The 13,596-nt window shown below is 39.7% G+C and carries 11 protein-coding genes; 5 read left to right on the forward strand and 6 right to left on the reverse strand.

The genetic code is table 11. The features are described from left to right. Positions 1 to 83: 83 nt before the first annotated feature. The 3 genes from PQO03_RS06625 to PQO03_RS06635 form a co-directional block, all read right to left on the reverse strand. Positions 84 to 902 carry an alpha/beta hydrolase gene (locus PQO03_RS06625; protein WP_274148904.1) on the reverse strand — a complete coding sequence of 273 codons (819 nt, stop codon included), beginning with the start codon at positions 900 to 902 and terminating at the stop codon, positions 84 to 86. 83 nt (positions 903 to 985) lie between these two features. Then, entirely contained in the window at positions 986 to 1,648 is a 663-nt protein-coding gene (locus PQO03_RS06630; RefSeq protein ID WP_274148906.1) for a type II secretion system protein, read from the reverse strand. Between the two features lie 138 nt (positions 1,649 to 1,786). Beyond that, positions 1,787 to 3,802: a serine/threonine-protein kinase gene (locus PQO03_RS06635; protein WP_274148908.1), complete on the reverse strand. Its 2,016-nt coding sequence runs from the start codon at positions 3,800 to 3,802 to the stop codon at positions 1,787 to 1,789. A 111-nt stretch (positions 3,803 to 3,913) separates the two neighbouring features. On the opposite strand from PQO03_RS06635, the gene PQO03_RS06640 reads away from it, so the two are divergent. Continuing rightward, on the forward strand, positions 3,914 to 4,495 hold the full coding sequence (locus PQO03_RS06640) for a sigma-70 family RNA polymerase sigma factor (RefSeq protein WP_274148910.1): 582 nt from the start codon (positions 3,914 to 3,916) through the stop codon (positions 4,493 to 4,495). Positions 4,496 to 4,582: 87 nt separating this feature from the next. Here PQO03_RS06640 and PQO03_RS06645 read toward each other — a convergent pair whose 3' ends face one another. From PQO03_RS06645 to PQO03_RS06655, 3 genes are all read right to left on the reverse strand, one after another. Then, on the reverse strand, positions 4,583 to 5,692 hold the full coding sequence (locus tag PQO03_RS06645; protein ID WP_274148912.1) for a GntR family transcriptional regulator: 1,110 nt from the start codon (positions 5,690 to 5,692) through the stop codon (positions 4,583 to 4,585). Positions 5,693 to 6,003: 311 nt separating this feature from the next. Then, on the reverse strand, positions 6,004 to 7,485 hold the full coding sequence (locus PQO03_RS06650) for an MFS transporter (RefSeq protein ID WP_274148914.1): 1,482 nt from the start codon (positions 7,483 to 7,485) through the stop codon (positions 6,004 to 6,006). Positions 7,486 to 7,642: 157 nt separating this feature from the next. After that, positions 7,643 to 8,236, reverse strand: coding sequence for a hypothetical protein (locus PQO03_RS06655; protein ID WP_274148916.1), 594 nt, complete (start codon positions 8,234 to 8,236; stop codon positions 7,643 to 7,645). Between the two features lie 352 nt (positions 8,237 to 8,588). On the opposite strand from PQO03_RS06655, the gene PQO03_RS06660 reads away from it, so the two are divergent. From PQO03_RS06660 to PQO03_RS06675, 4 genes are all read left to right on the forward strand, one after another. Beyond that, positions 8,589 to 10,091: an arylsulfatase gene (locus PQO03_RS06660; RefSeq protein ID WP_274148918.1), complete on the forward strand. Its 1,503-nt coding sequence runs from the start codon at positions 8,589 to 8,591 to the stop codon at positions 10,089 to 10,091. A gap of 154 nt (positions 10,092 to 10,245) precedes the next feature. Then, entirely contained in the window at positions 10,246 to 11,748 is a 1,503-nt protein-coding gene (locus PQO03_RS06665) for an arylsulfatase (RefSeq protein ID WP_274148920.1), read from the forward strand. Continuing rightward, the gene (locus PQO03_RS06670; RefSeq protein ID WP_274148922.1) at positions 11,745 to 12,776 is read left to right on the forward strand and encodes an alpha/beta hydrolase family protein; all 1,032 of its coding nucleotides are present in this window, start codon (positions 11,745 to 11,747) and stop codon (positions 12,774 to 12,776) included. Before PQO03_RS06665 ends, PQO03_RS06670 begins: the two co-directional genes overlap by 4 nt. A gap of 18 nt (positions 12,777 to 12,794) precedes the next feature. Beyond that, positions 12,795 to 13,358, forward strand: a complete 564-nt coding sequence (locus PQO03_RS06675; protein WP_274148924.1) for a 3-keto-disaccharide hydrolase — start codon at positions 12,795 to 12,797, stop codon at positions 13,356 to 13,358. The last annotated feature ends 238 nt before the right edge of the window (positions 13,359 to 13,596 follow it).

The following is a 13,596-nucleotide window of genomic DNA, read 5'->3' on the forward strand; positions in this document are numbered from 1 at the left end:
TTTTAGTTTTCATGAAACCACTTAGTTTCACCTCTTGTTATTGATTACGCAAGGAAAACTTAAAACTGACAAAAAGCGTGTTTTTATTTGAGAGTTCTATCTGACAAAACTTTCACTTGCTTAAGGATCAAGGGCAATGAAGGCTCTACAATGCCATGCCCATAACCATCTAACTCCAGTATTCGTGTATACTTGTGCCCCGCTACTTTCATCATGCGGTACATATAGGCATTCTCTTCATAACGTCCCAACATTTCAAGTTCGCGATCACCTGTAATCAGCAACAAGGGAGGCGCTTCTTTACGCACATAAAAAAGCGGTGCCATTTTATCGATTATTGGCTGTTCACCAGGAATCCCCATTTCTTTACGCACCGTAAAATGAGTAATCGTATGCCCACTCAAAGGGATGAGGCCTGCAATTTTATCACTATCGACTGAGTGTTTTTTCAACCATGATTTATCCATACCAATCATACTGGCTAAATAGCCTCCTGCTGAATGACCGGAAAGGATAATCAAACGTTTTGAACCGCCGTATTTTTCAATATTATTAAAAGTCCACGCAACTGCGGCGGCCGCATCTTCTAGGCATTGGCGAACCTTAACTTTGGGGCTTAAACGATAATTTACCGATACCAAGGCAATCCCTTTGTCTTGCAAACCTTTTGGCAATTGCTTTTTACCACTAGTTAAGCCACCTCCATGAAACCAAACGACGGTAGCAAAGTTCTTATGGCCTTTAGGGTAATAAAGGTCCAAAACACAACGCTCTTTTACATAAGCATCATTGGCTTGATCTGTTTTTGAGTAATAGCCAAGGTTTTTTAATGTCACATATTCGCTGGCTGTTAATGGTAGCAAAGCAAAAAAGGCCACTAAGGCCCATTGAATTCTTTTCATTTATTTATTCCATTTTATTTCATTTTAAAAAATACAAAAACCTCTACGTACACATTTCTGTATTAAGCATTACTGGAAGCTTTTTAGTCCTCACCATCGCGTGTAAACATGGCTTGTACATAACTGGTATGAACACGACTACCGACGCTACCATCTAATAATAAATAATTAGGGCGACCATCATGCAGATCATTGATACGATCTGTCCAGTTGCTGAGATAACTCCAATAAGCCCAAGTCATATCTGCTCGAGCCCAACCATGGGCATAATTAATATTTTCCCATAACTCAGTTAATAGTAAGGTATCCGAGGCAATTTCATTGTAGCCAATATTATTGTAAGCCGCCATGCGACTGGGTCCATCACAGTCAGCATCAGTCTCTGGCGTATCTGCTCCAGTAAAAGTACTGGAGCTCCCTGTGTTCAGTGAATAGCTACGTGTAGCCCTATCATTATTCCTAACAACATCATCTAATGCACAGGCAAAAACCCTATCATTCATACCATAATCTTCGCTCAGCTGCTTCGAATAAGTAATACTTCCACTTACAGCCGCAGTGATAACTTTATTATCATTATCATCGCTGTAGATATACATAGCCACAGAAAGTTGCTTCATATTATTTACACAGACAGTTTTCTGAGCCGCCTGACGCGCCTTTCCTAACACCGGCAACAAGAGTGATGCTAAAATTCCTATAATTGCTATAACAACAAGTAGTTCTATTAATGTAAACTTTTTCATTACGAGCCTCAATGGTCTATAATTAAAATATATCTTCATAGTTTATTACGCAAGAAAAAAGAAGAACTGACAAATTTCATAATCTTTTTGCATTTTTTTAGAAAAACACACAATTAGCCATCCTAAGTCTACAAAAATTCACGGAATATTTTTAATTTTATACTGAAGTTTAGGTAGATCTCTTTTTATATCTGTTTCCTGACTGGCATCAATGATCAAAAGTTTAAGTTTTTTGAGTTCTTTAAAGCCCAACATATTGTGTATACGTGTACTCGATATATCCAATTCCTCTAGATTAGGCATTCCCATAAACTGATAGGAGTCATTGCTACTTGTTTGACTTATATTGAGTTTCTTTAAATTTTTCATCTGTAAATTCCCCGCACCCAAAACTCCCGTTTTTTGCAAGGAAAGCTCTTCTAGTGAAGAGCAAATATTTAAACTCTCAGGGTAAATAATACCACTATTAAACAAATCGACTTTTAATGGCTTCAGCAAGTATAAGGGCCCTGGATTTTTTATCCCCAATTCATCGCGTAAAATCACTTCCTTGCCTGTTTTATAAGTATTCACTTTCAAATTAGGTAAATGAGCTAAGCCGCGGTGAGATACTTTTAAATACCAACGGTAACACTGAACTCTCTCTTCTAATGTTATTTCATTTTTCATAAGGCTTAAGAGTAAATATTCGCTAAAGGCATAATCCAGATGGCTTACAATTTCATCCATGTGTTGCAATAACTCTAAAATATCTAAGCCTTGTAAAACCTTAACTAAACTCATCGCTTTTTCGTGCTTCATTTTTTGAAAGGTGCTCGTCGCTTCCGCCCAGTTCCTTTCTGCTATGTACAGTCTTCCCTGAAAATAAAGAACTCCGGAGCTATTTGGGTCAAATTGACGAGCCACACTAAAGGCCTTGTTCATCTCCGAAAAATCTTTTTTAGCGAGGCTATTATAGGCAATCATCAGCTGCCGCTTAGATTCTAATTTTAATAATTCTTGACGCGCAAGTTCTTTCTCTTGAAGGTTTTTATTGAGCCGTTCAACTTGCTTACGAGCTCTTACTGCACTCTCCTTTTCTTGAACGGCTAGCTGACGACTTTCTTCTATTTGAATAACTGAGTACAAGATTAACATCGCCAAACAGCTCAATGAGCTAAACAGTAAAAGGCAAAAACTCTTATTTCGTAAATACATGAGCTTTAATAACCGTAACAAAGATGCCTTCTCAGCATTTGTAGCATAACCTTGTACATAACGTTTGAGATCCTCCAGCATTTCAGACATGCTCAAGTAACGTTGACTAGCTTGTGAAGAAAGGCCCTTATTGCAAATAGCCACAAGTCCATGAGGCAAAAAATTTGCCCCCAGCTTATCTGGACAAGACAAACTACGTTCACTTGTTGAACGCAATTGTACCGGCCGTTGACCGCTAAGTATTTCATAGAGCATGGCCGCCAAGGCATAAATATCATTAGATGCCTGAGGCGACTGCTTTTCAAAGCGTTCGGGTGCTATATAACCCGGCGTACCTTTTATATTTTCGTTGGTCCCTTTGCGAATATACTTTAATACCTTAGATAAATCCTTATCCAAAAAACACTCATGCGCGGTGCTAACTCCCTGCCCCAATTCTGCTATCCCCCAATCACAGATTACGACCTCGCCAAAATTCCCTATTCTTATATTAGCCGGTTTCAAATCTAAGTGCACCACACCTAGTGAATGCGCATAATTCACACCTTCACATATCTTCACAAATATGTCAATCATATTCGCCAGCAGGTAATCTTGAGTCATAACTTTATTCATATCTTCACCTAGAACTTCTTTCATGGTGAAGAAGGGTTCATTCTCCTTAATCAATCCAACATCGTAAACTGGCATAATATTAGGATGTTGTAAAAATGAATTCAGCCGGCCTTCTCTTACAAAAAGCTCATTGATCTCCTCGCTCTTGGGTTTAACCATAACGACTTCGCGATCCGTGTGACTATCGAGACAACGATAGACGTATTTCATGCCACCTTCGCAGATGAGCTCTAAATTCTTATAACGTTCACCACATAGCTCCAAGTCTTGCATCAAAGCAAGTTCTTCTTGTCGCAAAATCTCGGTTTGATCATATATCTCATCTAAAAGATCTGAATTCATGAAACTATATTCCCAGGCGACTCAAAAGTCGTCATCATTGTGTTAGTACTTGAACTACAAGTAAGTTAAGTTTAATATAGATAAGTTGTCATTTTCAAACAAGGATTGTCCATGCCTCAAAACTACAATACCCGCGAAACCTTGCTGCATAAACTCAAGAATAGTCACGACGACCAGGCTTGGCAAGAGTTCAATAGTATTTATCAAGGCTTCATCTGGTCCATCCTAATCAAAATGAGTGTACCTCAAGCTGATCAGAGCGATTTGGTTCAAGATGTACTCATCAAAGCCTGGAAAGCCCTTCCCGAATTTGACTACGATCGTGGCCGCGGAAAATTCCGTTCTTGGCTTAGTCTCGTGACCAGTAATGTCGCACGATCTTATTTCAGAATTCATAATCGTCACTCACAAGTCTTTGTCAACGAAGAATCTGACCAAAAAGTACCGGCCGAAATCGAAGCTATAAGCCTCGCCGAATGGAAAAAATTCATTGCCGAAAAAGCTTGGGAAAACATTAAACCTCATCTTAATGATACCCTCTGCCAATGTTTTGAACTCATTTCAAAGGGCGTCGACATGCATCAAATCGCAGAACAAATGGCTATCCCCTATAACACCGTATGCGTCTATAAAAAACGCGTTATTAATAGAATTGCCAAGGAAATTGCCGAGCTCGAAGAACAACTCGGTTAATGGCTAAGCACTGAATTATCCTGGTCATGAAGACAAAGCTGTATTCACTCGGAATAATCGACTAAGTCAATCTTCTTTAAATCATTTTTATAGCGTTTCTCGTGAAATAAACGATGGTGGCATCAACGTTACACACCTAGGTATTTCAGGATTTTCAATACGCTCAAATAATCTTTTAGCAATGATTCGTCCCATCGCTTCTTTATCAATTGATACGGTACTCAAAGCTGGATGAACTAAGGGCGCCCAATTGATATCATCGAAGCCCACGACCGAAACCTTATCAATAAAGTTATCACCTAATGATTCTTTCAAGAAACGGCAAGCACCCAAGGCCATCTCATCATTCATACAAAAAACACCATCAGGCATATCTGATGCAAGCTTAGACATGGCTTCATAACCACCGTTAATCTGAAAATCTGAGTACTCAACTGGCACAGTATCTACTCCAATACCAAAAGCATTTAATGCCGCTTTAACTCCATCGAGGCGATCATGAGTTGCCGACTGTTCTCTATCACCAGCAATAATGGCAATTTTCTTACAACCTTTATCAATTAGTGCCTTCAAAGCAATAAAACCACCTTCACGATTATCGGCTTGTACTACATCCGCTGCTAATCCATGAAAATGATAATCCACGACAATCGAGGGTGGGCCATCTTTGATAAGTTGCTCCAAGAATGACTGAGGAACTGGACCCATATAAATAACACCAGATAAATTAGCTCCATGAATCATTTTCAAGATTTCTTTACGCTCGCGACTCCCCGGTGCAGGCAATAAAATAAAGTTGGCATCATGACGACCAATTTCTGAGCGGATCCCCTCTAAAACTGACATGTGATAGGGCCCCGTCGATCCAGGAATAAGTACATTAGAAATGAGACCTATATTGAGGATATCAGAAGATTGTGCAGTCTCTGATAGTTTTGTTGCTCCGCTAAATTCGGAAACAAAAGTGCCCTGCGCTGGAACTGAATAGAGTAATCCTGCATCTGCCAATTCTTGAAGAGAGCGTCGTACAGTGATTTTATTAAGGTTATAGCGTACTGATAAATCATCCATCGATGGCAAGCGTTCACCAGGCAAGTATTTACCATCTTCTATTTCTTTGCGAATGATATCGGCAAACTGCCTATATAAAAATGTTTTCTTACCACGTCCACGGGCTAATTCACTATCTTTACTCATGATTTTTCATCCTAGATTATTTTCCTTAAGATAACTGATCACCCTCACACTGCCAGCCCTAGTATACTTTTGTATGCCAAAAACCATCACTCCAGTATACTTTTTGTGATTTAACTACTTAAAGTAGTATTGAAATCTCACGCTTATCCATATAAAAGGGGCAACTCCCCTTAATCGCCTGGTCAAGGATTGGCAAATCCTTGCTGGGGGAGCTCGAGGGGGACAGCGTCCCTCTCGTATGCAAAGCATCATACCCTTTCTCTCGTTAATCGTGTAAAAGTCTATACTAGACTTTTAAGTCTCTCATCAATTTACGATGCTTTTAAGGCTCGGCGCTTTTCTAACTGCGCACGAATATCATGAGCCTTCTGCTCTGTGATTTTATAAGACCAGATTGCCCAAATAGCTATAATTGTGGCCACTAAGGGAATTGCGACATCAAAGATACGCAATAAAAACAAAGCCCGATCACTTTGATTGGCTCCCAATTCTACGTCGAATCCACTGATATTTAAAAGCATGCCTGAAAGGGCAAGTGCTAAGGCTAAACCCAGTTTGATCACCCACCAAAAAATAGAGCCAAACATTCCTTCTCGGCGTTCATAGGATTGCAATTCATCTAAATCACAGACATCTGCTACCATTGAATTAATCAGGGTGAATAGTGAGCCCATACCAAAAGCTACTAAGGGGGCGGGTAAAAACATTAACCAAGGCATGTTTTTTGAATAACAAAACCATCTTAGAATATAACCCACAACAGAACAGCTCATGCAGATAAAAAACGCTTTTCTCTTGCCTACCTTAGTCGCCATCCATGTCGCAAAAAGAATCACGATATAGGTAGATACCGTGGTGATCACACCGATCATCCCCATGTAATAGGCTCCTTGTTTCATATCCCCTGCAAATAGGTAATAAGTCGCAATATAGGTTTGGAAACTCATTATCAGCATGAAGCTGTTGAAAATTAAAAAAGCAGCCATGCACAAGAGTAAAAAAGGGCGAAACTTCAGTGTCGAAATAAAACCTTTAAAAAATCCGCTAAGGACTTTTAAAAGACTCGTTTTTTCTTTCGAGCATGGCTCGATAAATTCCACCTTCCTCTCTTTTAAAAAAATAGCTGGTATCAGACCCAAAACAATTGTTATTCCACCAATGATTAAGCCCAAAACAAAGGCGGCATCAGCCATGGTATCAAACCATTGATCATTTTTCATGAAAGAGAAAAACCATGGAGTGGCAAAATAAACTAAATTACCTGCTACACTCGTAAATCCCATCAATCGCGTACGTTCGTGATAATCCGGTGTCATTTCATAACCGAGCGCTACTAAGGGAGTCGCAAAAATAGTATAGGCCCCATAAAAAATAACCGAGCCAATTAAAAAGTACCACCATACATAATCCAAGCCCTGATCCACAGGAAGACGCCACAAGAGCATAAATAATAAGCCCGTGGCGATTGAACCGAAAAATATAAAGGGACGTCGGCGTCCCCATTTCGAACTAAAGTTATCACTTATATAACCCATCAAGGGATCGGTAAAGGCATCGCACAAACGCGGTAAGGCCGCCAATAAACCTGCTTTAAAGGGATCCATACCCAAGCCCAAATTAAAGACAATCATCATCGCCCCGATGGCTGTACCTAGTAAATTATTTACAATGATACCACTACTGTAAGCACATTTATTGGCAAAGCTAATTCTATCTTCGTCTTTGGTATTGTAATGAACTGACTCAAGAACTTCATCTATGCCGCTTTCACTCTTCTCGCTCACAACTTCCATTTTAAAACGGCCTCTTTATATGTTTATATATATCTAGGTTAGTACCAGTATGTTTTTATTCAAGTTCGTCTGATCAAGCTTTGTATGATCTCTATTGCGCCATACTCAATAAGGCATCAAGCCCTAATAGATCACACAACAATGATGAAGCTGATAGCTATTCAGCCTTACGAAGGCCTGAGCCATCATCTTTCATACTTTTTATAAAACCCACAAAAATTAAAATAATCGAAAAACTTTCAAGCGTTTTTAAAAAATAGGGGATATCTATAAAATAAAATCGCTCCGGTACTAAGTGATAAATTGAAATAATCTTAAGTATCATAAAACTAAGTGAAAGAACAAAACCAATAAATAGATATCTATTAAAATAGACCCATCGATCCTTCTTTGAGATCATCTTTTTTACAATAACGATAAACATCATTATCCACAAAACCATAACAATAAGGACCATTTGAGTTTTAAATTGCCTGAGTTCAAATAAGCGAATGAAGTTAGATCCGATATCGTTTAAGAGAATTTGAAAATCAAGCTGTTTATTTAAGCCCAGAAAAAATAACATCCCTGTACTTAACTGATATAATAGTGCACTCTTTTTGGGAAAACTGTTCTTGATTTTTGCGAGAGCTTTTAGATTTATATAAAAACACAGAAAGTAAGCCAAGGTAATAAGCCAACTCCAAATATCGGGGTCACCAACCTTAAAAATCCACCTAAATTGCAATTCACTTAATATAACCCAAGTCATTTATCTCTGTCCGTAAGCTTATTCATTCCAAATATGGCTACAATATATGCTGCAAATAATATGAATGGTCAGAATTCTATTAAATTTAGTACTTATGAATATTCTCATCATAGAAATACTACTTGCACATTACAAAATAAACTTATCAAGCTGTTGACGATATCCCCTTAAATTTTTATCCCTTCACTTAGGGGAATCTAAAATAGATTTTTATTAGAAGGCCTTCTCAGTTGCGTTTTTCATGTACTAATCATCTTTATTTCGTATTTTGAACTTTTTTTTCGTAATTTGGCTCATGAATATTTAAAGATGAGACTATAGAATCTAATACAATTAAATATTAAGGTCCCTCATGAAGTTCATTTTCCTTTCTTTCTTCATCTTTTTAAATCTTTTTTCCGCAGAAAAACCCAATATCGTTTTTATCCTCGTTGATGATATGGGCTATTCAGATCTCGGATGTTATGGAAGTGAAATCTCTACACCGAATATTGATTCACTAGCTGAAAATGGTTTGCGTTTCACTCAAATGTATAATACCTCTAAGTGCTTCCCTTCGCGTGCTTGTTTACTCACCGGTGTCTACGCTCAACAATCGGGCATGGATAAAAAACATGCTGCCATGCTAAATGCGGTCACTCTAGGTGAAGTTCTCAAAACGGCTGGCTATCGCACATTGGCTTCAGGCAAACATCATGGTACCGAAAATCTTTTTGAACGTGGCTTTGATCATTACTACGGTTTACGCGATGGAGCTTCAAACATGTGGAACCCCGGCAATAAACGAGACGGTGAAGCCTCTCCAGGAAATAAGGGTCTAAATCGCTATTGGTGTGATGATGAAAAAACTTATGCGCCCTACACTCCCGAAGACAAAAACTTTCATGCGACAGATGCTTTTACCCATAAAGCCCTAGAATGGCTCGATGAAAAAGAACTTGATTCTCAACCATTCTTTCTCTACCTTTCTTACACTGCGCCCCACTACCCCCTTCACGCTTGGCCAGAAGATATCGCTAAACAGAAAGGCAAATATGATCGAGGTTATGAAGTCATTCAGAATGAACGTTATCAACGCATGGTGAAAATGGGCGTCATTGATCCCCATAAGAGTCCTCTGGCAAAATGGCCGGGGAAAAATTGGACTCAAAACAAAGGTGTGGAACTTGAAAAAGAAAAACGCCGCATGGAAATTTATGCCGCCATGATTGAGCAGCTTGATCACAATGTGGGCAAAGTCATTTCCAAACTTAAAGCTTTAGCTAAGTACAAAAATACTCTCATCATGTTTGCTTCAGATAACGGTGCCTGGTCAGGCCGTAGCGGTGCTAAAACTCAATCCACTAAGCTCGAAGACTTCGGAACTGTCGCAAGTTATGAGACCGTAGGCAAGTCCTGGGCGACAGTTCAAAATACTCCCTTACGCAATTGGAAACACTATTCCCACGAAGGGGGTATTCGCACTCCCTTTATCGTTCACTGGCCGGGAAAAATATCTTCCCCCGGAACTTTCAATCGCGAGCCTAGTCATTTTATTGATATCATGGCCACTTATGTTGATCTAACTCAAGCTCAATACCCTTCCAATATCACCCCTATGCAAGGCATCAGTCTTTTACCCGCCCTTCAAAATAAAAGCCTTCAACGAACTCAGCCCTTGTTTTGGCAATGGCTAAGAGGTGGTGGTGTACGAGATCAAAACTGGAAAGCCGTTTACTGGAGTAATCAGTGGGAACTCTTTGATATGTCTAAAGATCAAAATGAATCCAATAACCTCGCATCTCAATATCCAGAAAAGCTCGAAGCCATGAAAAAATCTTATCATGCTTGGTACAAAGAAGCTAAGCAAAAATGAAAAAAACGTCCTTTATTAGAAGGCCTTCTCAGTTGCGTTTTTGATATATTAACTCTATTAATTTCGTGTTTTGAACTTTTTTTTCGTAATTTGGCTCATGAATATTTAAAGATGAGACTATAGAATCTAATACAATTAAATATTAAGGTCCCTCATGAAGTTCATTTTCCTTTCTTTCTTCATCTTTTTAAATCTTTTTTCCGCAGAAAAACCCAACATCGTTTTTATCCTCGTTGATGATATGGGCTATTCAGATCTCGGATGTTATGGAAGTGAAATCTCTACACCGAATATTGATTCACTAGCTCAAAATGGATTGCGCTATACGCAAATGTATAATACATCTAAGTGCTTCCCTTCGCGTGCTTGTTTACTCACCGGTGTCTACGCTCAACAATCTGGCATGGATAAAAAACATGCTGCCATGCTAAATGCGGTCACTCTAGGTGAAGTTCTCAAAACGGCTGGCTATCGTACTCTTGCTGCCGGCAAACATCATGGTACTGAAAATCTTTACGAACGAGGCTTTGATCATTACTATGGCCTCAGAGATGGTGCCTCAAATATGTGGAATCCTGGGAAGCAACGTTCAGGCGAAGCTACACCCGGTAATAAGGGTCGCACTCGTTATTGGTGTGATGACGAAAAAACTATCCCCAACTACACTCCCGAAGATCGCAATTTCCATGTAACAGATGCTTTTACCCATAAAGCCTTAGAATGGCTCGATGAAAAAGAACTTGATTCTCAACCATTCTTTCTCTACCTTTCTTACACTGCACCTCATTACCCTCTTCATGCTTGGCCAGAAGATATCGCTAAACAGAAAGGCAAATATGATCGAGGCTACGAAGTCATTCAGAATGAACGTTATAATCGTATGGTGGAAATGGGAATTATTGATCCCCATAAGAGTCCTCTGGCAAAATGGCCAGGGAAAAATTGGACTCAAAACAAAGGCATTGAACTCGAAAAAGAAAAACGTCGCATGGAAATTTATGCCGCCATGATTGAGCAGCTTGATCACAATGTGGGCAAAGTCATTTCCAAACTTAAAGCTTTAGGAAAGTACAAAAATACTCTCATCATGTTTGCTTCAGATAACGGTGCCTGCTCAGAAGGTAGCGGTGCTAAAACTCAATCCACTAAGCTCGAAGACTTCGGAACTGTCGCAAGTTATGAGACCGTAGGCAAGTCCTGGGCGTCGGTTCAAAATACTCCTCTTCGCAATTGGAAAAACTATTCCCACGAAGGGGGCATTCGCACTCCTTTTATCGTTCACTGGCCGGGAAAAATATCTTCACCCGGAACTTTCAATCGTGAGCCTGTACACTTCATCGATATCATGAGTACTTATGTCGAACTGACAGCAGCGACTTATCCAACAGATGTCACTCCCATGCAGGGAACGAGTCTACTTCCCACATTTAAAGGAAAAGAAATAAAGCGGAGCAAGTCACTCTTCTGGCAATGGCAAAGAGGCGGTGCCATCCGTGACAAAAACTGGAAAGCTGTTTTCTGGAATAAGAATTGGGAACTCTTTGATATGTCTAAAGATCAAAATGAGGCTCATGACCTTGCATCTCAATATCCAGAAAAGCTCCAAGCCATGAAAAAATCTTATCATGCTTGGTACAAAGAAGCGAAGCAAAAATGAAATTTTTTTTCCTCATAGCTATCTTATTAATACTTCTGCCGCAAGACCTTTTGTCTCGAGAGAAATGGCCGACTTATGCTCAGGATATTAAGTATAAGACTAGCATCGATCAGAGCTTACAAGCTATGATGATCTACAAAGCCAAAGCTCAAAAAAAACGTCCTTTATTAGTCGCTCTACATTCATGGTCAGGCAACTATAGACAAACAGGATGGCAAAACGATGCTCTACAGTGGTGCCATGAGAATGACTGGAATTTCATACATCCCAATTTTCGCGGAGCTAACTCAAATCCAGATGCCTGTGGATCGGAAAAAGCTGTGCAAGATATAATAGATGCCGTCAAATACATGCAACATGATTCTCTAGTAGATTCGGATAGGATTTACTTAATCGGAAGTTCTGGCGGTGGTCACGCAGCCTTGCTTCTAGCGGGTCGTGCTCCGCAAATCTGGGCAGGTGTTTCTGCTTGGGTTCCCATTTCTGATCTCAACGCATGGTGGGCTCAAAAAAATAAACAAAAATCCAAATATGCTCGTAATATCGAGAAAGTTGCGGGTGGCAAACCTGATAATGATGCAAGCGCTCATGAGCAAGCTCGCTTACGTTCGCCTCTAAGTTATTTACACTTAGCCAAGAAAGTCAATATCGATATTAGTGCGGGCATTAGCGATGGACACAAAGGTGGCAGCGTACCTTTTACTCATTCATTGTATGCCTTTAATCAAGTCGTTCCCGATAAAGAAAAAATCCCTGAAGCTATCATCGAGAAATTTTATCGAACTCAATCATTACCTGTAGAACTTAAAGCGCCTCAAGCTGATCCTTTATATGGTAAAAAACATCTGATTTATCGCCAAGAAAGTCTCCACGCAAGAATCAATATCTTTCAGGGTGGTCACGAAATAATCTCTCATGCAGCACTCAACTGGCTCAAAGAACAAAGGAAAAACAAAGACGCCGTATGGCACAGTAAACACATTCACACCTTGCGATCCTCGCAAAAAAATCATCCATCAGGACTTTAATAAAATAAAGGATATAATATGAAAAAATTATTTCTCACTCTCTTCACTCTATGCTCATCTGCATTCGCACTAGAAAATGCGGGCCAAGAATGGCAAGAAAAAACGAAGAAATCTTATTGGTCGACTCAAGACAAAGTCATCATCGGTGAAAATGCTGATAAGAAAAAATCGGTTCTCTGGACCTCTAAAAAATTCTCTGATTACGAACTGGTGGTCAAATTCAAAACTGAGTCAAAAGACTATGACTCAGGCGTCTTTCTCCGCGGCCCGAGCCATCAGGTCCAAATTGGTGTTTCGCGCTCACTAAAAAAAGACCTCACTGCCTGTATATATGCGCCCGTGGACAAAAAAGGAAAGTATCCTGCAGCTAGTGATCAAGTCAAAGAACTTCACAAACTCGGTGAATGGAACGAAATGAAAATCACTGTGAAAGGCAAAAATATCCAAGTCACCCTCAATGGAACTCAGACAGTCAATTATGATGCCGTAAAACTAAAAGAAAGTGGCCCCATTGGCCTTCAGCTTCATCCTGGCGTTCACCAAAAAATAGAGTTCGAAATCCTCTCATTAAAAGAACTATAATACCTGGGAGCGCAGGCATCTTGCCTGCATAAAACTTCACGATTACCCATAAAGCGGGGCACAGCCCCTAATCGCCTGGTCAAGGAATGGCAATTCCTTGCAGGGGGTGTTTGAGGGGGACAGAGTCACCCTCATATGCGAAGCATCATGCCCTTTATTCTGCTTAATCGCATAAAAATTTATCTCCAACTGGATCGCGTAGCCCCCTGTTACGCACAAAACCTCCTCTAACACACTT

Origin of the sequence: Lentisphaera profundi (assembly GCF_028728065.1) — a bacterium.
Taxonomy (GTDB): Bacteria; Verrucomicrobiota; Lentisphaeria; order Lentisphaerales; family Lentisphaeraceae; genus Lentisphaera; species Lentisphaera profundi.